The following is a 17017-nucleotide window of genomic DNA, read 5'->3' as shown; positions in this document are numbered from 1 at the left end:
GCTGCTTCCTCGTGCCACCACCCTTCCCATGCCGCGGAGGTAAGCTGCCCCTCGGGAAATTCCGTCTGTCCGCTGCGCCCGCCGTGGGGCCGGCTGTCATCGCTCCGGCGGCCGTCAAGCAAGAGGTTAAGGCTGTTGAGGAGAAACATCTGTACGTCCTTCCATGTTCGTTGTCCGGACCACTTTGTCCATGTGGGAACGAGCCTAGGGGGCGCGTGTTTCAGGGCGTCGACAGGAAGTAACAGGTTTGTATCGAAGATCTCACGGAGGTGCCCCGAAGGGCGGGGCGGCGGTTACCGGGACTGCTGATTCCGCTGCTTGGTCCGTGCGGTGGCCTGCGCAGACCAGGGATCTTCCGGCCACGGGTGCCTCGGATAGCGGCCGCGCATTTCGGCGCGGACCCGGGCGTAGGGGCCGGACCAGAAGGACGTGAGATCGTCGGTGACCGCCAGCGGGCGCCTGGCCGGAGACAACAGGTGGAACAGTACGGGCACCCGTCCGTCAACCAGGCGGGGTGTCTCCGCCAGCCCGAAGCACTCCTGGAGTTTGACCGCCGCTACCGGCCGCGCCTCCTCATCGGCGCTGTCAGGATAGTCGATCCGCACCCTGGAACCGCTCGGTACGTCCAGCCATTCAGGTGCCAGCCCATCCATCACCGCCGCCTGCGGCCAGGGAAGCAGCCGCCGCAGGGGCCCGGCAAGATCCACAGCAGTAGCATCCTTGCCCGCCGCAATCACCTCAAGCTCGGGTCCCAGCCAGTCCTGCAGCCGTGCAAGGAGTCCGGCCTCCGACACATCCGGCCACGGCTCCCCCAGCTCGCGGCGCAGGAAGGCGAGCCGCCTGCGCAGGGCGTCTGCCGCCGTCGACCATTTGAGAACGGCGAGTCCTTCCTTCTGCAGCGCTGCTGCCACCGCTGTGCGGCCCTCTGCCGGGGTGGGGCGGACGGGAGTGGACGCGAGCACGATCGCTCCGAGCCGCCGGACCTTGCGGGCTGTGACGCGGCCCTGCGCGAAGGCCGCTTCAACACCCTCAACCAGGAGGTGGGAAGCGGCGGCAGCTGCGAGGTCGGCGGAGAGCGGCGCAGCAGCCCGGATCACGGCGCCGGTACCTGCCGAGTCCCTGCCTTCGGCCCGGGACACCTCCGCCACCGCCAGCCATCCATGTCCGGCCAGGCTGCTTCCGGCCGGCAGTCCCGCCCTGGTTCCGGAGGTCAGCAGGTACTGCTCCGGTCCGTCGCCGGGCACCCTTCGTGCCACCCGGTCCGGGAAGGCAAGGGCGACGACGGCGCCCGCCACCGCGGTGCCGTCAGCGAGTGCGGGAAGGGCGGGGGAATCTGCGAGCGGTCCGGCGTGCCGTGCCATGGCCTCGAGGCGCCGGCTCTCTTCCGCCCAGCGCCTGCCGGCGGGTCCGTTATCGCTGCGGAGCCGGGACAGGAGGCGTGGCAGGTCCGCACCTGGCGCGCGGGCGTCACCGGCCACAGCAGCCACCACCTCAGCGGCCGCCGGGAAGCCGGCCGCCGCTGCGCCATCGAGCAGGGCGCGCCCCAGCCTCGGATCGGCTGGGATAGCCGCCAGCGTCCTGCCGGCAGGGGTGGCCTGCCCATTACCTGCCACGGCGCCCAGCTCCCGCAGGACTTCAAGGGCATCGTCCATGGCCTGCTCCGGCGGCGCGTCCGGCAACGCGAGTCCGATGCCGCGAGGTGACCCCCAGCATGAGAGCAGCAGGGCGGCGCCGGTCAGGTCCGCCACACTGATCTCCGGGGTGGCGTGCGCCGGCGCCGCCCCGAAGGCCTGCTGGCTGTAGCAGCGGACCACCTTTCCTGGGCCCTGGCGCGCCGCGCGGCCGGCCCGCTGCTCCGCCGAAGCACGGGAGCTCGACACGGTGACCAGTCCATTCATCGCCCGCCCGGCGTCACGGCGGGGCTCACGCGCGAGGCCTGAATCGATAACCAGCCGCACGCCGGGCACTGTCAGCGAGGACTCGGCCAGATCTGTGGAGACGATGATCCGGGCGTTTTCCCCCGGCCGGCGCCCGGATACTGCCCGGTCCTGCTCGGCCGGGCCCGCCTGGCCATGGAGTTCCAGCACGTCGACTCCCTGACCCAGCCGGCTGCGAAGCCCTGCCGCCACCTGGGACACTTCCCTCGCGCCAGGGACGAAGACCAGGGCATCGGTCAGGTCATCTGCTGCCAAGGCGCTGCGGTGGGCGTCCGCGGCGGTTTCAGTGACAAACTCCAGGAAGGTGCGGGTCACTCCCCTGCCGTCGAGCCGCGGGCCGGGTGCAGGCCGCCACTCAGTCTCCAGCGGATGCAGCGCGGAGGGGCAGTCGATCACAGGAGCCGGCCCATCGCCGGCCCGGTCTCCCAGCAGTGCAGCGAACCGGGGTGCGTCCAGCGTGGCGGACATTGCGACGACGGTCAGGTCACCGCGCAGTTGGCGGACTTCGGCGAGCATCCCGAAAAGGAGGTCCGTTTCCAGGCCGCGTTCGTGGACTTCATCCAGAACCACTGCCCCTGCCCCGGGGAGATCCGGATCGGCCAGGAGGCGTCTGAGCAGGATCCCTGGCGTGACGAATTCAATGAGTGTTTCGCGGCCTGTCTGGCGTTCTCCCCGGACGGTGTACCCCACACGGCTGCCCAGCGCACTGCCGTCCAGGGCGGAAACGCGGCGGGCAGCGGCACGGGCAGCAACACGGCGCGGCTGCGTGACGATGACCCTGCGGGGCCGGCCTTCGCCGGGGCCGCCGGCGGCCTTTGCCAAAAGGTTGGCCTGGAGGATGGCCTGGAGCGGGGGAACCAGCGTGGTCTTGCCGGTTCCTGGAGGTGCCTGGACTACTGCCGTTCCCCCTGCCCTGCCTTCGCCCAGCGCATCGGCCAAGGCCTTGAGGGAGGCGGCAAAGGGCAGCCCGGCGCCGATGGCCTGGAGGTCAAAGGCCTCGCGACGGGGTGGCCATTGCCGACCGGCGGATGAAGTCATTCATCCATTTTGCCCTTGTCCCTATACCCCGCTGGACCTGGCGCCTGTTTGGACACCACCTTCAGGGCTTTCCCGGGCCTTTACCCTTGCTTTTGGCTTCCTGGGCGGCGGCCGGAAGTTCTTTTTCCTGCGGGGCGGATTCGGGTTCCAGGACAGGAGCTTCCGGGACAGGAGCGGCGGCCGCGGGGACCTGTGGCTGGAGCTGGACCTGCTGCGGCGCCGGGGCGGGTTCAGGCGCCGTGACGTTCACGGCGGGAGTTTCCATGACACTTACTGCTGCTTTTTCGTCAGCGGCCGCGGCTGCCTGGGCCGTAAGGCCGCGGCCAACATCGGACCGCACAGCTTCCAGCGCAGAACTGATGCCCCGGTAACGGGCTGCCGAAATCAACCCTTCACCAGCCGCCAGGTCGAGGTCTCGTGCCAGGGCCTCCAAGGCGTCGAGGGCCCCGTCCAACCTGTTCTCCGCGGCGGCCTGGCTGACGTTGAGCACGCGGATCTGGAAACCGCGAAGCGTTGCCGGGTCCGAGTCCGTACCGGTAAAACCCGAAGAAACGGTCACGGCGCCGGCAACAATGGCAGCCGTTGCCAGCAAAGCAGCCACCGCGCCCAATACCCTGTGCCTCCGGCGTCGTGATGGAGCCTCCGGCGCTTCTGCCGCCTGCGGAAGCTCAGGCGGCATGCCTGCCCCGCAACGGTACGACGGCGGCGGGCCTGGGGTACAAAACGGTCACCGGGGCGGGCGTTCCAGGGTCCACGCCGGGAACGGCGTCCACTTCCGGCACTGCGACAAGAGGTACAGCGGGAAGGGGTGCGGCTGCGGCGCGGGCGCCTGCATTCCGCAGCCCCCGGCGTGCGGCCCACCGGACAACGGCAGCCAGCAGCTGGCCAAGTCCGAGGCCCAGGAGCACGTGGCCGGCGAGGTACTGTCCGCCGTGGCCTGCCGCGCCGAACGGGGCACTGACGGCCAGGCCTGCCCCGGTAACAGCCACCAGGGACCAGATGCCACCTACTAGTGCACTCATGTGTTCAACCTGCTCCCGCCACGTCAATTAATCAGCAAGCTTACTACTAATGCTCAGCAAGCTTACTACCTGATCGTGGTGATGCAAGCGCAAGGCGGGCAGGCGGTGCGGCACAACAGTGGCCGGCAACGTGGTCTGGACACGAATAATCAGTAGGCTTAGCATTTGTTCATCGGTTAGCTCTTCGGAGCCGCCACATCTTCTGCGACCTCCCGAAGGGCCCGCCGAGCAGGCAGGCAGATCATCACGGAAGAAGGAGACGATCATGGCAACGGCACGGGACATCATGACCGGGGGCGCCGAATGCGTCGGCGAGAACGAAACCCTGGAAGCAGCCGCCCGCAAAATGAAGGAGCTCGACGTTGGGTCGCTTCCGATCTGCGGCGAGGACAACAGGCTGAAAGGAATGCTGACGGACCGGGACATTGTGGTCAAATGCCTGGCGGAAGGCGGGGATCCCCGCACCGTTACGGCCGGGGAGTTCGGTGAAGGAAAGCCCGTGACCATCGGTGCTGACGACTCGATTGAAGAGGCGATCCGCACCATGCAGGACCACCAGGTCCGCAGGCTCCCGGTCATCGACGGCCATGACCTGGTGGGCGTTGTGAGCCAGGCGGACATTGCCCGTAACTACCCGGAGGACCGGGTGGGCGAGCTCGTGGCCTTCATCTCATACTGACGCTGGAAACGTGCCCGTCCCGGACTGCTGAAGGATGGAGCAGGGCAGGCTGCCGCACCGCCGCAAGGCATGGCGGCAGCCTGCCCCTGAACAGGGAAGTTTCCACTTTTCTATTGCCGCAGGTCGAGGGCCATCAGGAGCCGCCGCACTGATCCGCCCAGGTTCCACTCAGTGGCCAGCCGTTCCAGCTCGGCACGCTCATCGGCGGACACGGGACCAAGGGCTGCGCCTGCCTCTTCGGGCGTCGGAAGCTCCAAATTCCGCACGAGCCTCACGACGGCCGGGGCAACGGAGAGGTAACCGGCGGCAGCGTCCAGCTTCGATTTAACAGGTGCGGACACTCCGCCCCCGGGCTGGCCGGCGGCCTCCAGCAGCCCCTTCAGGGTTCCGTATTTCAACAGCAGGGACGCCGCCGTTTTTTCACCGATTCCTGCAACTCCGGGCAGTCCATCCGACGCATCCCCGCGCAGTGTCGCATAGTCGGCGTACTGCTGGGGCAGCACCCGGTACTTGGCCACCACCGCTTCTTCGGTCATGACCTCAAGGTTCTTCATGCCGCGGGCGGTGTAGATCACGCGGACCTGGCGTTCGTCGTCGCAGACCTGGAAGAGGTCACGGTCGCCGGTCACTACGTCCACGGGAAGCCCGGCCTGGCTGGCATAGGTGCCCACAACGTCGTCGGCCTCATGGTCGGCGGCACCCACGATGGCGATGCCGGCAAGCCCAAGGACCCGGCGGATCATGGGAAGCTGCGCCTCCAGCGCATCCGGAACCACCTCAACGTCCGGTGCGCCGGTGACGGCTTCCGCCACCCGGTGGGCCTTGTAGGTGGGGAGCAGATCCACCCGCCACTGCGGCCGCCAGTCATCATCCCAGCATGCGATCAGGTGTGTCGCCTGGTAGTCCGTGGTAAGCCGCGCAATCATGTCCAGCAGGCCCCGGACAGCGTTGACCGGCGTGCCGTCAGCGCGCCGGATGGTGTCCGGCAGTCCGTAAAAGGCGCGGAAGTACAGCGAGGCAGTGTCCAGCAGCATGAGGCGGTCAGGCATACCTCGATCCTCACATGGATCAGGTCCGGTTCGCTGTAACGCCGCCGGCACCCAGGCGGGGCTGGTGTGCCGTCAGGAGGCCCAGTCGGCGTCGTCGAAGGCCCGTCCCCGGAAGTGCGCCCGCAGGTACTCCCCCACCACAGCAGCGCCAAGATCCCCCGTTTCGGGAGCGATCACCCGTCCGCCGACCCGCCGCACCATGCGCTGGACGAACCTTTCGAGGCTGGGATCGCGGCCGAGCCTGAAGAACGTTGCCTGGGTGCCGGAACGGCCCAGCCGGTCCAGCTCCGCGACGGTTACCCGGATGGTTTCCTGGTCGGGAGGCCAGCAGAACCAGGACTCACCTTCCGGCAGCAGGTGGGCGGTGGGTTCCCCGTCCGTCACCACCAGGAGGACCGGCTGCATGGACGGGTGCTTGCGGAAGAAACGCCCGGCCAGCAGCAGCCCGTGATGCAGGTTTGTTCCCTGCTCCCGCAGGGGCGGCAGGGCCGTGAGTTCGCCGATGTCCATGGCCTGGGCGTGCCGGCCGAACGTGATCAGTTCAAGCCTGTCGCCGCGGAAGCGGGTGGAGACGAGGTGGTGCAGGGCAAGGGCGGTGCGTTTCATCGGCACCCACCGTCCTTCGGCCGCCATGGAGAAGGACACGTCGACGAGGAGGACGACGGCGGCCTGGGTACGGGCCTCTGTCTCGCTTACTTCGATGTCGGCGGGCGTGAGACGCAAACCGTTGCCCGGGCTTCCGCCGCCGGCCGCGGTGCGGCTGATCGCGTTGGTCAGCGTGCGCGTCACGTCCCAGGGTTCCGCGTCCCCAAACTCCCACTGCCGGCTTGACCCCGTCTGTTCACCGGCGGCACCGGCCACCCGGGTATCGCGGCGCCCCTGCCGGCCTGACAGCTGCTTCGCCGTGTCCCGCAGCAGGGACTTCCCCAGCCTCCGCATCGCCTGCGGTGAGAGCCGGAGATCTCCATCCGTTCCTTTCCTTAGGTATCCGCCGTCCTGCATCGCCCGTTCAATCTCAGCCAGGGTGCGTGCGGTGACGGCGGCGTTCTGCCCCAGCTGGCGGGCCAGGGCATCCAGGTCCAGGTCGCCGAGGTTTGATCCGTTGTAGGACTGGGCCAGCTGTTCGGCGAGCTCATCCAGTTCGGCGATGTCCTGGAGCACACCGGTGCCGTCGCCCAGGCCCAGGCCTTCCTGGCCCTCGAACCGTTCCGAGCCGGTCCAGTCCTGGCCGGGCCGCAGGGCCCGCAGGCTGTCATCGAGCTGATCAAGCTGGGCCATCAGGTCCGGCGATCCGAACGCCTGGCCGGACAGCCGCATCAGCTCTTGCCGCTGCTCGGCGGACATGGAGTGAAGGAGCCGCTGGGCGGCAGCTGCCCGCTTGGCAAGCGCGTCAATCAGCTCCTCGACGGACTGCGGGTTCTCAGGGAAGAAGCTGCCGTGCCTGGCCATGAACTCCTGGAAGCCGGCATCGGTGTCCTCACCGCGGCGGTGCTTGTCCAGCAGCCCGTTCAGGTCGCGCAGCATCGCGCTGACGGCTTCGCGGTCCTCTTCCGTGGCCCCCTCGAGTGCCTGCTTCATGCCTGCGAACCGCTGGTCCAGGGCCTCGCGGCCCAGCAGGTCCTTGATCCGCTCGTAGGCTTCCCGGGCAACACCGGACTGCCAGTCGTAGGAGGCAAGGTCGTTGACCGCGGCGGCAGTGGACTGGGGCAGGTTCTGCAGCTGCATCTCCCGGAACGCCCGGTCGGTGTTGTTCATCAGGGCGTCACGGGCCAGCTGTTTGCGCTCCTCCAGCACCGCAGTGTCCAGGAGCTTCTTGACTTCGCTGAGGGTGCCGTCGAGCCGGTGCCGGCCCAGCAGGTCGTTCCGGCGCTGCTGGACGCTGCGGGCAAGATCGTCCAGGCCCTCCCGGCTCCGGCCGCCTCGGCGGAGGAACTCCTGCAGCGCATGGCGGGGCGAGTACCCTGCCATGACGTCCTCGGCGACGGCGTCCAGCGCCTCCGCCAGGTCGACCGGCGGGGCGAGCGGGTCCGGGCCGCCCCGGTACCGGCCGTACCTGGCGGAATGGTTATGGCTGTTCATGGTGCCGCCTGTCCCTCCGGTGAGCCGTCTGTGGCTCCACGCTGTGTGCCCTCAGCCGTAAACTGTCTCTTCGTCGTCGGACTCCTTGGAAATCCGCCGGGCGAGATAGAGGCCCTCCAGCGCAAGTTCAATGGCGGCAGCCCGCTGGCCTTCATTCTGCGCCCCCAGGCGGCCGCCGATCTCGTCGTAGAGGCCGGAGCCGTTGAGGGACGGCAGGTTGGCCAGGAACTCCCGGGCCGTGACGTGCTCTCCGGTGGTCACCGTGGTGTGGCCGTCGAGGGCCGCGACCAGCGGGCCCAGGTCGAGGCCCTGGTAGTGGGCCCGCACAGCTTCGGCAGTGGCCGTGCGCAGGAGGTGGTCCAGGACAGCCTGTTCACGCCCTTCCTCGCCGGATTCGAATTCAATCTTGCCGGTGAGGACTTCCACGGCGGTGTCCAGGTCCACGATCCGCGCCACTGCCTCCTCCTCGCCGCGCACGCTGGCCCGGCGGAGCGCCGCGGCGGCCACCGTCTCTGCGCCGGCGATGGCGAACCGCGCCGAGACCCCGGACGTCTGGTTGATCGCCGGGGACTGCCGGAGCGCACGGGTGTAACGGGCCAGGATTTCGAGGATGACCGGCGGGACATCGGCCACCAGCTGTCCCTCCTGCCGGATCACCGCCACCTCATCGTCGAGCTCAAGGGGATAGTGCGTGCGGATCTCCGCGCCGAAGCGGTCCTTCAGGGGCGTGATGATCCGGCCGCGGTTGGTGTAGTCCTCCGGGTTGGCTGACGCTACAACCAGCACGTCCAGGGGCAGCCGCAGCACGTAGCCCCGGATCTGGATGTCGCGCTCCTCCATCACGTTCAGCATGGACACCTGGATGCGTTCCGCCAGGTCCGGCAGCTCATTGATGGCGATGATGCCACGGTTGGACCGCGGAACCAGGCCATAGTGGATCGTTTCCGGGTCGCCAAGGCGGCGCCCTTCGGCCACGCGCATCGGATCGACGTCGCCAATGAGATCGGCGACGGAGGTGTCCGGCGTCGCGAGTTTTTCCACGTACCGCTCCGAGCGGTGGCGCCACGCCACCCGCAACCGGTCCCCCTCCGTCAGGACACGGGCGCGTGAGTGCTCAGTGATGGGTTCGAACGGATGCTCATTCAGCTCAGAGCCCTCGATGACCGGGGACCATTCGTCCAGGAGCCCGGCCAGGGTCCGGAGGAGGCGGGTCTTGCCCTGGCCCCGCTCACCGAGCAGGACGACGTCGTGCCCGGCGATCAGGGCACGCTCCAGCTGGGGAATCACTGTACGGCTGAAACCGTACATCCCAGGCCATGGATCCGTGCCGGCGGCGAGCGCGGCGAGCAGGTTCCCGCGGATTTCCTGGCGCAGGTCCTTGAGGACGTGCCCGGAGGCACGGAGTTCACCAACAGTGAAGATATCGGGACGATCAGTCACCCCTACACCGTAGCCCCGGAACAGCTGCCGAATCGAGGAATTTTTTCGATATCCACGTCCCCGGCCCCTTGCCGCGTTTACGCTGGATATCCATGACTGCATTGACGCCGTCGGCCCCGCCGACACCCCCGGTACAACCGGAACGCACACTCCTCCTCCTGGTACGCCATGGAGAGACGCCGACCACCGGCAAGGTGCTGCCCGGCCGCGCCCCGGGACTCCACCTGTCCGGGCGGGGCCAGGCCCAGGCGGATGCTGTTGCGGAACGCCTGGCGGGGCTCCCGGTCAGCGCCCTCTGCTCATCCCCGCTTGAGCGAGCCCTGGAAACGTCCGCACCCGCGGCAGCCCGGACCGGTATGCCCGTAGTGGAGGACGCCGGACTGCTCGAATGCGACTTCGGCGAGTGGACCGGGGCTGCGCTCGCCGACCTGACCGGACTGCCTCAGTGGCGCACCGTGCAGCAGACGCCGTCGTCGTTCCGTTTTCCGGGCGGGGAAAGCTTCACCGAGATGCAGGCGCGCATGGTGGGCGCCCTTGATGATCTCCGCGCCGCCCATGCCGGGGGCGTCGTTGTATGTTTTTCCCACGCCGACCCCATCAAAGCCGCAGTTGCCCATGCCTTGGGCACGCACCTGGACCTGTTCCAGCGGATTGTCATCAGCCCGGCGTCGGTCTCCGCCATCTCGTACGTGGACGGACAGGCGCCTTCGGTACTGATGGTGAACTCGACATCTGAGCCTTTGGCCGGGCTGGTGGCGAAGTGACGTCCGCCGGTGTGGGCACCAGTGCCAGCCACGCGCACAGGAACATCCGGTGTCCACGCGTGAGCTGATGCTGCTCACCGAAGGCCGGGTGGAGCTGCTGGCACGTATTCCGCGCAGCAGCAATGCGACCTTCCTCACCCGTGTCTCCTGCGGGCACGACTCGGCCTACGCTGTGTACAAACCGGAGTCGGGAGAACGGCCGCTGTCTGATTTCGAGCCGGGCCTGTACCGGCGGGAGCGCGCAGCCTACCTGCTCAGCGACCACCTGGCCTGGGACCTGGTGCCGTTGACCGTGACCCGCGAAGACGCTCCCCTGGGCGTCGGTTCACTGCAATGGTTTGTTGACTGCGACTTCGGCGAACACTACTTCACCTTGCATGCGGAAGCTCCCGAGACGTATGGCGTGCTGTCGCAGATCGCCCTGTTCGACGCCGTTACCAACAACACGGACCGCAAGAGCGGGCACGTGCTGCGGAGCCGGGACGGGCGCATCTGGGGCATCGACCACGGACTGTGCTTCTCCGCCGTGTTCAAGCTGCGCACGGTGATCTGGGACTTCGCCGCGGAACCAATCCCGCCGAATCTGCTCCAGGACAGCAGTCCCCTCGCGGAGGCCGTTCCTCCGGAGGTGGCCGGGCTGCTCGACGACGGCGAGGTGGCCGCGCTGCAGCGGCGGGTGCAGCGGCTGCTCCGCGAAGGCACGCTGCCCGTTGACCGCACGGGCATGCGCTACCCCTGGCCGCTCGTGTAGGGCCCACTGCGCCCGCCGGATGTGGCAGTTCGCGATTCCGGCTGCCCACTGCAGGCTTTTCGTATTCAGCCGGCGTCGGTGGGTGCCGCCCGGTCATCCACGTCGGCGGTGATCTGGTCGATGCGCTCAAGCGCTGCCGTGAGTTGCTCCACGGCAGCCCACAGTGCCGGGTGCTGTTCCCGGACCTGATCCAACGTGGCACCGGCGGACCTGATGGTGGCGAGGTCGAAACTGACGTTCGTGCGTGCCCCCGCCACCGCCGCCCTCAGTGCCCCGAATCCGACGACGACATCGGCAATGAGCGCCGGGTTGCCGTTGGACGCGAGCCAGCCAAGGTCATCAATGGCAGCAAGGGCCCGCTCACCCAGCACGGCCGACGCCTTGGCAGCCTCGACGGACGCCCGGTGTATCGCCGCATCCCGTTCCGGACCCTGGTCCAGCCGAAAGGCGGCGCCGAAAGCTTCGGAGGCGGCAGCGTCGTCGTCGGCCAACTTGAGGGCAGCCTCCCGCAGCCCGTGGGCTCGTGCATGCAGGAAAGCCAGTTCTGCTTTCTGGTGCTCCTTGGGTTCCGTATAGCCGGCGACCATTGACGCCAGGGACGCGGCAATGGCAAGCATTACCCCGGTTCCGGCCCCTCCGCCCGGCGATCCCTTGGACTCGGCCAAGGCGCGTGTCCACTCCTCAACCGTTGAGCTCTGGGTTGTCACATCATCAGGATCAGTCATGCCTATAAGTTTGCCCCGGTCCCGGGCATAAGGGGGTGTTGCCGGCACCGTCGGTGTGCCAGTATCGCCACTGAGCGCCGGTTGCGGTGTTCGCGCGGACAGGGAAGGAAAGCCATGAACAGCGTTACCTGTGACATCACCGTGTCCCTGGATGGATTTGTCGCCGGCCCGAACCAGAGCCGCTCCGCTCCCCTGGGTGAAGGCGGCGAGGACCTGCACCGGTGGATGTTCGAGGAGCCAGAGGCCAATGCGACAGCGATTGAGGGCATCCTTTCCTCCCGCGCCTACATCATGGGCCGGAACATGTTCGCCGGCCCCGGTCCCGGAACGTGGGCCGAGGACTGGCATGGGTGGTGGGGTGTAGACCCGCCGTACCACGCCCCCGTTTTTGTCCTCACTCACCATCCACGGCCTCCCCTTCAGATGGAGGGCGGCACCACGTTCACCTTTGTCAGTGACGGCATCCGGTCGGCGCTGGATCAGGCGCGGGAAGCTGCGGGCGGAGAGGACGTGGCGATAGCGGGCGGTGCAGAGACTGCACGACAGTACCTGGCGGCGGGGCTGATTGACGAGCTGCGGCTCCACATCGCCCCGGTGCTTCTGGGATCGGGCGAACGGCTTTTTGACGGCGTCGGGAACCTGAAGCTCGAACAGACGGAGGCAAGCGGTACCAGGTTGGTGACGCACCTGCGCTGCCGGGTGATCCGCTAAAGCGCTATGGTGCCGCGGGCGGCTGCGTCCCGGGTGGTGGAGCGGATACGGTAGAGGCTGGTGCTCGCGGTGATGTACAGGTCCTGCCCGTCCGGACCTCCAAAACAGAGGTTTGATACTTTTTCCGGCACCTCGATAGTGTCCAGGAGTTGGAAGGACGGGGAATAGACCCGGATTGAGTTCCCGGCAGACGTCCAGATCCTGCCTTGCACGTCCACCCGCAGGCCGTCGGCCGGGTGGCCTTCGCCGAGTTCGAGGGTGAGTCCGCTGGGGCTGCACACGCCGCCGCGCACATCGTAGGCGACGATCCTGAGCGGGACGCCGCGGTCCGGACCCGCCGTGTCCGTAACGTAGAGGACCGATTCGTCCGGCGAGAACGCCAGCCCGTTCGGATACACGAGGTCAGTAATCACAGCAGTGAGGCTGTCCGAGGCAGGCTCGAAACGGAAGACATAGCAGCCCCCGTACTCCTGCTCACCCTCATAGCCTTGATCGGTTCCCGGGAGGATCCCGTAGGGCGGATCCGTAAACCAGACACTGGAGTCGCGGGCAACCACAACGTCATTGGGTGAGTTCAGCCGCCGCCCCTGGAAGGAATCAACCAGCTCCGTCACAGTTCCCGCGTGGTCCCGCTCCACGCGGCGGCCACCGTGGCTGCATTGCACAACACTTCCGTCGGCGTCCAGGGTCCGGCCGTTGGTAAACCCGACCCCCACCGCGTAATCCTTGGTCACTCCGGTGGCCGCGTCGAACTCCATGATGCGGTTGTTGGGGATATCGCTCCAGCGCACCGTCTGCGACGACGGGACCCAAACCGGCCCTTCCGCCCACGCCGAGCCTGTGAACAGGCGCTCCAACGGTCCGCTTGTCAGTCCGTCACCCATGCAAGGCCTCCGGTATCGAGTTTGTGCAGCTCTGTGGCCCTGGCTGGCAGCGCAGGGCGTTTTCGTTAAGGAGAACGATAGCGCGAAGGGCCTCGAGCACCAGGAGTTGGAACTGGAGCGTTTACGCTTATTTGGGGTCTTGGTCAGTGGCGGCTCGGGTTGCGGTGCCCTGCAGGCGCGACCGGAGGGTTGCCGCACCTGGGCCGTGGAGCTGGTAAAGGTAAGACTCGCGGCCAGCCATACTCATCACCAGAGCGAGGGTCGGCCCGGTGACCAGAGGGCCGGTGCCCGCAGCGAAGCCCCCGTCGTCTGCGCGCACTTGCAGGCCGGCCACGTGGGTACGGCTGGCAACGGTAAAGTCGCGCCGTGCAAAAAATCCGGCAACGGGTGTCAGCGCCTCTATGCTCGGCGCGCGGGGAAGCCCCAGAGGCTGGCGGATGTCTTGGGCGTGCACGACGACCTCGCCAAGGTAGGCCGGGGTGTGTCCTGAGGGGGCCTTGGTGCTCCTGATGACGGCGCGGAAACGGTCGAGTGTTTCTTCTGGAGTCTTGCCGCGGTGCTCGGCCAGTCGGCGCTGGTTATGCACGTCGGGACGGAAACGTGCGCCGAGGATGCTGCGCAGCCACTGCCACTGATTCAGGCTGGCTGCGGCGGTAAGGTGAGCGACGACCTGCTCGACGTTCCATTGCCCGCACAGAGTGCGTTGCTGCCACTGCTCCGCGCTGAGGTTCGACAGGTCCTCTGCTAGAGCTTTGCGCTCGGCGTGTGCCAGCGCCCATAGGTGGTCGTTCTGCCATCCCGTCATATCGCTCAGGATACTTCTCATCGTTGACGCGATTCACGGGCAATACCTGTCAGACGGGATCGGCCGGGTCGATCTGATCAAGCGGAGTGACTGCCAGAGCGAGTTCGATGTGGGTATGTGCCAGGCCGTAACGGAGCTGATTGAAGTCAGGCACCAGGTCCTGATCCCGGCATGTTTTGGTGAGGTTTTCGATCGCAGCGGCATAAGCCACCATCGTGGGTTTGGCCGGTAGGTGAACGACAAGTTCCCGGCGATTCGAGCAGCTGTGGAGGGCATGGCTGGAGGGTAATGGGTGTGTGGCATCCTCGGGCCGGGAAAGGTCTACTGCGACGATCCAATCCGGGCCTTGAGGCATCACTATTTTTGCTTTGTCCTCGGGGGTTTGGAGTGCGTATCGGCACCAGGGCAATCCGGTGGTTTCCACGCCTGCGTCGACGAGCTCGCGTTGCAGCGCGTACGCTTCCGTGCGTATCCGCTGCGGCAGTGGGTCGTCCGGCTCAACTTCTTCCCCGGGTATTCGCCTCGTAATGGCTGTGCCTGGATCCCTGTCCCGGACATCGGCGATCGGCCATCCTTTGGCAAGTTGCCAGGCTTCCGCCATCGCACGATCTTCGTGGCTGCGTTGACGGTCGAGCATGGCCTGGTGCTCGCTGAGAACTCCAGGTAGTAGATCAGGGGCGTTCAGGATGACGCGAATGTCACGGATGCTTACCGCGGCCCGGCGCAGCGCCACGATCAGAAGAGCATGGTGTATTTGATCGAAGGTATACCCGCGGTACCCGGTGTTCTCGTCGACTTCGGCTGGAACCAACAGACCCTGAAGGTGGTAATAGCGCAAGGTCTGCGCGGACAGAGTGGACATCTGAGTGAAGTCCCCGATTGAGAGAACGGGTTGCTTGGTCATGCAATCAACGATGAAGCCTCTAGTAGGTACAAGGTCAAATTGGCAGCGCGTCCGAACCTAAAACCTCAGCGCTCGATGCTGCAGCTACCCAAAGTGCACTGCCCCGGTTTTTTCACTCCGGGTCTTAGGCCGCTGTGGGCGCGGTCCGGTTGGTTGTTCATGCGTGTCTGTTCATCGCATAGGAAGCGCTGCCTGATACGGAATTGAGCACCGCGGAGACCTCCCCATAGTGTTGCTCCTATGGAATCTCCAATTGAAGGCTACCTCGCACGGATTCATCGGGAGATTTCGGAACTGAAGGACGGAAAGCCGTACAGCACTATTCCGGCCATGGCGAACGTCAACCCTGACAACTTCGGGATCTGCCTCACAACAGTGGACGGGTATATCTACGAGATCGGGGACACCCGGGAAGAGTTCAGCATCCAGTCCATCTCTAAGCCCTTCACCTACGGTCTGGCACTGGCGGACCTTGGCCTGGACAAGGTGGACGAGAAGGTTGACGTCGAGCCTTCGGGGGATTCCTTCAACGAGATCTCCCTCGCCGAAGGGACAGGACGGCCGGCTAACGCAATGATCAACGCCGGTGCCCTCACCGCCACCTCTCTGATCAAAGCGTCGGGCGGCAACACCCGGATCAAGCGCATCGTCAACACGTACTCGGCTTTCGCAGGAAGAGAACTGTCCATTGACGAGGAGATCTTCGCCTCTGAGCTGGAGCATGGTCACCGGAACCGGGCATTGGCATACCTGTTGCGGTCCTTCAACATCATCGAGAATGACCCGGTGCCGGTCATCGAAGACTATTTCCGCCAGTGTTCCGTCCTGGTGAACTGTTTGGACCTCGCCCTCATGGCGGCAACCCTTGCCAACAGCGGCCGGAACCCCAGGACCGGGAAACAGGTGATGGAAATCTTGCCGGTGGAGCGGGTCCTCTCGGTCATGACCACCTGCGGAATGTACGACGACGCCGGATCCTGGATCAGTACCGTCGGGATGCCTGCGAAGAGTGGAGTCGGGGGCGGGACCATCTCCGTACTCCCCGGACAGGTGGGCTTGGCCGTCTATTCCCCGCCGCTCGACGAGCACGGCAGCAGCGTGCGCGGCATGGCAACGAGCCAGCGGCTTTCGCAGGATATGGAGCTCCATTTTGTCCGCGCGGCACGTGTCGGCAAGTCCGCAATTCGCTCGAGCTACGACATTTCGGCTGCTCCCTCGGGTATCCGGCGTAGTGACGAGGCTATGGATCTCCTCCGCGACCATGGTCACCGCGCCCGTGTAGTTGAGCTGAACGGCGACCTCCTTTTCGCCGGCACGGAATCGATGGTCCGGGAATTGAGCACTCTGAACGATGAGGTGGAACTCATCATCCTCGACTTGCGTCGTGTGGACGAGGTTGCCGACGTATCGATGCGCCTCCTTGCCGAGGTTCGTGAGAACCTCGTCGCTGACGGCCGGGAGCTGGTGCTGATAGATGCGGAAGGTACGCTCGCCGATGCTTTCCGGGACGTCGACCGTGCCGTCCCGACTTTTGACACACGGACGGCAGCTGTCGAATGGTGCGAGAACCGGCTCATCAAGGCCTACGGCACCGAACTGGATTTGCCGAGTCGGGTCACCATCTCGCAGTGCCCCGCCCTGAGTCCGCTCAGCGATGAGGACATCCAAAAGCTTGCCGACCGGATGGAAGACCGAACCTATAACGACGGCGATGTCATCCGCCGCATCGGTCAATCCTTTGGTGGGGTGTTCTTCATCCTGTCCGGCGGCGTCACCACGTCGGTGATCGGTCCCACCGGGCATCGGGTGAAACTGACTACGCTGAGCGCAGGGATGACCTTCGGAGAACTTGCGCTGGGCAGCGATGATCGGCAGGAAACCACGGTTAGGGCCACAGGGAAGGTCACCATCAAACTCCTCACAGCAGATGCGATATCGCGATTGGAGTCGGAGGATGAGCGGCTTGCGCTCGAATTGTGGAAAGCCCTGACCCGAGACGCCTACACCCGGGTGGACCTTTATCTCAGGGAAACGGCAGTACGGATCCGGGACTGATTCCTGTCACTATCGGCGCCGGGACGGGAGCATATTCATCACTACGGCATCGATCCACGCGCCGTCCCAGTCGCGGCCTGCCTCGGTTCGCTAGCTCGTGATAACGGGGGTGCTCGGCTTTCTCCGCCGGCCGCAAACCCTCTTGCGGCCGGGAACAGTGTCTTGAAAAGCTTT

General features: G+C 66.2%; 15 protein-coding genes. 5 read left to right on the top strand and 10 right to left on the bottom strand.

Annotated features, from left to right (window positions below; all coding sequences use genetic code 11):
* Positions 1–293 precede the first annotated feature (293 nt).
* The 3 genes from hrpB to CXX84_RS17570 all read right to left on the bottom strand — a co-directional run bounded on the left by hrpB (position 294) and on the right by CXX84_RS17570 (position 3997).
* Positions 294–2975, bottom strand: a complete 2682-nt coding sequence (gene hrpB, locus CXX84_RS17580; RefSeq protein ID WP_102978021.1) for an ATP-dependent helicase HrpB — start codon at positions 2973–2975, stop codon at positions 294–296.
* A gap of 61 nt (positions 2976–3036) precedes the next feature.
* On the bottom strand, positions 3037–3576 hold the full coding sequence (locus CXX84_RS17575; RefSeq protein ID WP_146031893.1) for a hypothetical protein: 540 nt from the start codon (positions 3574–3576) through the stop codon (positions 3037–3039).
* Between the two features lie 67 nt (positions 3577–3643).
* Entirely contained in the window at positions 3644–3997 is a 354-nt protein-coding gene (locus tag CXX84_RS17570) for a hypothetical protein (RefSeq protein WP_102978019.1), read from the bottom strand.
* Between the two features lie 265 nt (positions 3998–4262).
* Between CXX84_RS17570 and CXX84_RS17565 the strand changes: the two genes are divergently transcribed.
* Positions 4263–4676, top strand: coding sequence for a CBS domain-containing protein (locus CXX84_RS17565; protein ID WP_102978018.1), 414 nt, complete (start codon positions 4263–4265; stop codon positions 4674–4676).
* Positions 4677–4786: 110 nt separating this feature from the next.
* Here CXX84_RS17565 and CXX84_RS17560 read toward each other — a convergent pair whose 3' ends face one another.
* The 3 genes from CXX84_RS17560 to CXX84_RS17550 all read right to left on the bottom strand — a co-directional run bounded on the left by CXX84_RS17560 (position 4787) and on the right by CXX84_RS17550 (position 9244).
* Complete coding sequence (locus tag CXX84_RS17560) at positions 4787–5725, bottom strand: 5'-3' exonuclease (RefSeq protein WP_102978017.1); 939 nt, start codon at positions 5723–5725, stop codon at positions 4787–4789.
* Positions 5726–5797: 72 nt separating this feature from the next.
* Entirely contained in the window at positions 5798–7804 is a 2007-nt protein-coding gene (locus CXX84_RS17555) for a vWA domain-containing protein (protein WP_102978016.1), read from the bottom strand.
* A 51-nt stretch (positions 7805–7855) separates the two neighbouring features.
* On the bottom strand, positions 7856–9244 hold the full coding sequence (locus CXX84_RS17550) for a sigma 54-interacting transcriptional regulator (RefSeq protein ID WP_102978015.1): 1389 nt from the start codon (positions 9242–9244) through the stop codon (positions 7856–7858).
* Between the two features lie 92 nt (positions 9245–9336).
* On the opposite strand from CXX84_RS17550, the gene CXX84_RS17545 reads away from it, so the two are divergent.
* Both CXX84_RS17545 and CXX84_RS17540 read left to right on the top strand, forming a co-directional pair.
* Positions 9337–10008 carry an MSMEG_4193 family putative phosphomutase gene (locus tag CXX84_RS17545; protein ID WP_102978014.1) on the top strand — a complete coding sequence of 224 codons (672 nt, stop codon included), beginning with the start codon at positions 9337–9339 and terminating at the stop codon, positions 10006–10008.
* 49 nt (positions 10009–10057) lie between these two features.
* Positions 10058–10759, top strand: coding sequence for a phosphatidylinositol kinase (locus tag CXX84_RS17540; RefSeq protein WP_102978013.1), 702 nt, complete (start codon positions 10058–10060; stop codon positions 10757–10759).
* A gap of 65 nt (positions 10760–10824) precedes the next feature.
* Here CXX84_RS17540 and CXX84_RS17535 read toward each other — a convergent pair whose 3' ends face one another.
* Positions 10825–11484, bottom strand: coding sequence for a cyclodeaminase/cyclohydrolase family protein (locus CXX84_RS17535; RefSeq protein WP_102978012.1), 660 nt, complete (start codon positions 11482–11484; stop codon positions 10825–10827).
* A gap of 114 nt (positions 11485–11598) precedes the next feature.
* Here CXX84_RS17535 and CXX84_RS17530 point away from each other — a divergent pair, with 114 nt between their 5' ends.
* On the top strand, positions 11599–12195 hold the full coding sequence (locus tag CXX84_RS17530; RefSeq protein ID WP_102978011.1) for a dihydrofolate reductase family protein: 597 nt from the start codon (positions 11599–11601) through the stop codon (positions 12193–12195).
* Here the strand turns inward: CXX84_RS17530 and CXX84_RS17525 are convergent.
* From CXX84_RS17525 to CXX84_RS17515, 3 genes are all read right to left on the bottom strand, one after another.
* Complete coding sequence (locus tag CXX84_RS17525) at positions 12192–13079, bottom strand: SMP-30/gluconolactonase/LRE family protein (protein WP_102978010.1); 888 nt, start codon at positions 13077–13079, stop codon at positions 12192–12194. The two genes, CXX84_RS17530 and CXX84_RS17525, sit on opposite strands and share 4 nt — an antisense overlap.
* 127 nt (positions 13080–13206) lie before the next feature.
* Positions 13207–13884, bottom strand: a complete 678-nt coding sequence (locus tag CXX84_RS17520; RefSeq protein ID WP_223253150.1) for a maleylpyruvate isomerase family mycothiol-dependent enzyme — start codon at positions 13882–13884, stop codon at positions 13207–13209.
* 49 nt (positions 13885–13933) lie between these two features.
* A complete protein-coding gene (locus CXX84_RS17515; RefSeq protein ID WP_102978008.1) occupies positions 13934–14788 on the bottom strand; it encodes a MerR family transcriptional regulator in 855 nt (284 codons plus the stop codon).
* A 240-nt stretch (positions 14789–15028) separates the two neighbouring features.
* On the opposite strand from CXX84_RS17515, the gene glsA reads away from it, so the two are divergent.
* Positions 15029–16843 carry a glutaminase A gene (gene glsA / locus CXX84_RS17510; RefSeq protein ID WP_102978007.1) on the top strand — a complete coding sequence of 605 codons (1815 nt, stop codon included), beginning with the start codon at positions 15029–15031 and terminating at the stop codon, positions 16841–16843.
* Positions 16844–17017 lie beyond the last annotated feature (174 nt).

It is taken from the genome of Arthrobacter sp. AFG7.2 (genome assembly GCF_002892835.1).
GTDB lineage: Bacteria > Actinomycetota > Actinomycetes > Actinomycetales > Micrococcaceae > Arthrobacter.
The sequence above is the reverse complement of the archived record's forward strand: the minus strand, read 5'-3'. Positions and strand labels throughout refer to the sequence as shown.

What these genes read in the sequence shown, in the direction of transcription:
- hrpB (WP_102978021.1), bottom strand. Translation starts at nt 2,975, where the DNA reads ATGACTTCATCCGCCGGTCGGCAATGGCCACCCCGTCGCGAGGCCTTT.
- CXX84_RS17570 (WP_102978019.1), bottom strand. Translation starts at nt 3,997, where the DNA reads ATGAGTGCACTAGTAGGTGGCATCTGGTCCCTGGTGGCTGTTACCGGG.
- CXX84_RS17565 (WP_102978018.1), top strand. Translation starts at nt 4,263, where the DNA reads ATGGCAACGGCACGGGACATCATGACCGGGGGCGCCGAATGCGTCGGC.
- CXX84_RS17560 (WP_102978017.1), bottom strand. Translation starts at nt 5,725, where the DNA reads ATGCCTGACCGCCTCATGCTGCTGGACACTGCCTCGCTGTACTTCCGC.
- CXX84_RS17555 (WP_102978016.1), bottom strand. Translation starts at nt 7,804, where the DNA reads ATGAACAGCCATAACCATTCCGCCAGGTACGGCCGGTACCGGGGCGGC.
- CXX84_RS17545 (WP_102978014.1), top strand. Translation starts at nt 9,337, where the DNA reads ATGACTGCATTGACGCCGTCGGCCCCGCCGACACCCCCGGTACAACCG.
- CXX84_RS17535 (WP_102978012.1), bottom strand. Translation starts at nt 11,484, where the DNA reads ATGACTGATCCTGATGATGTGACAACCCAGAGCTCAACGGTTGAGGAG.
- CXX84_RS17530 (WP_102978011.1), top strand. Translation starts at nt 11,599, where the DNA reads ATGAACAGCGTTACCTGTGACATCACCGTGTCCCTGGATGGATTTGTC.
- CXX84_RS17525 (WP_102978010.1), bottom strand. Translation starts at nt 13,079, where the DNA reads ATGGGTGACGGACTGACAAGCGGACCGTTGGAGCGCCTGTTCACAGGC.
- CXX84_RS17520 (WP_223253150.1), bottom strand. Translation starts at nt 13,884, where the DNA reads ATGACGGGATGGCAGAACGACCACCTATGGGCGCTGGCACACGCCGAG.
- CXX84_RS17515 (WP_102978008.1), bottom strand. Translation starts at nt 14,788, where the DNA reads ATGACCAAGCAACCCGTTCTCTCAATCGGGGACTTCACTCAGATGTCC.
- glsA (WP_102978007.1), top strand. Translation starts at nt 15,029, where the DNA reads ATGGAATCTCCAATTGAAGGCTACCTCGCACGGATTCATCGGGAGATT.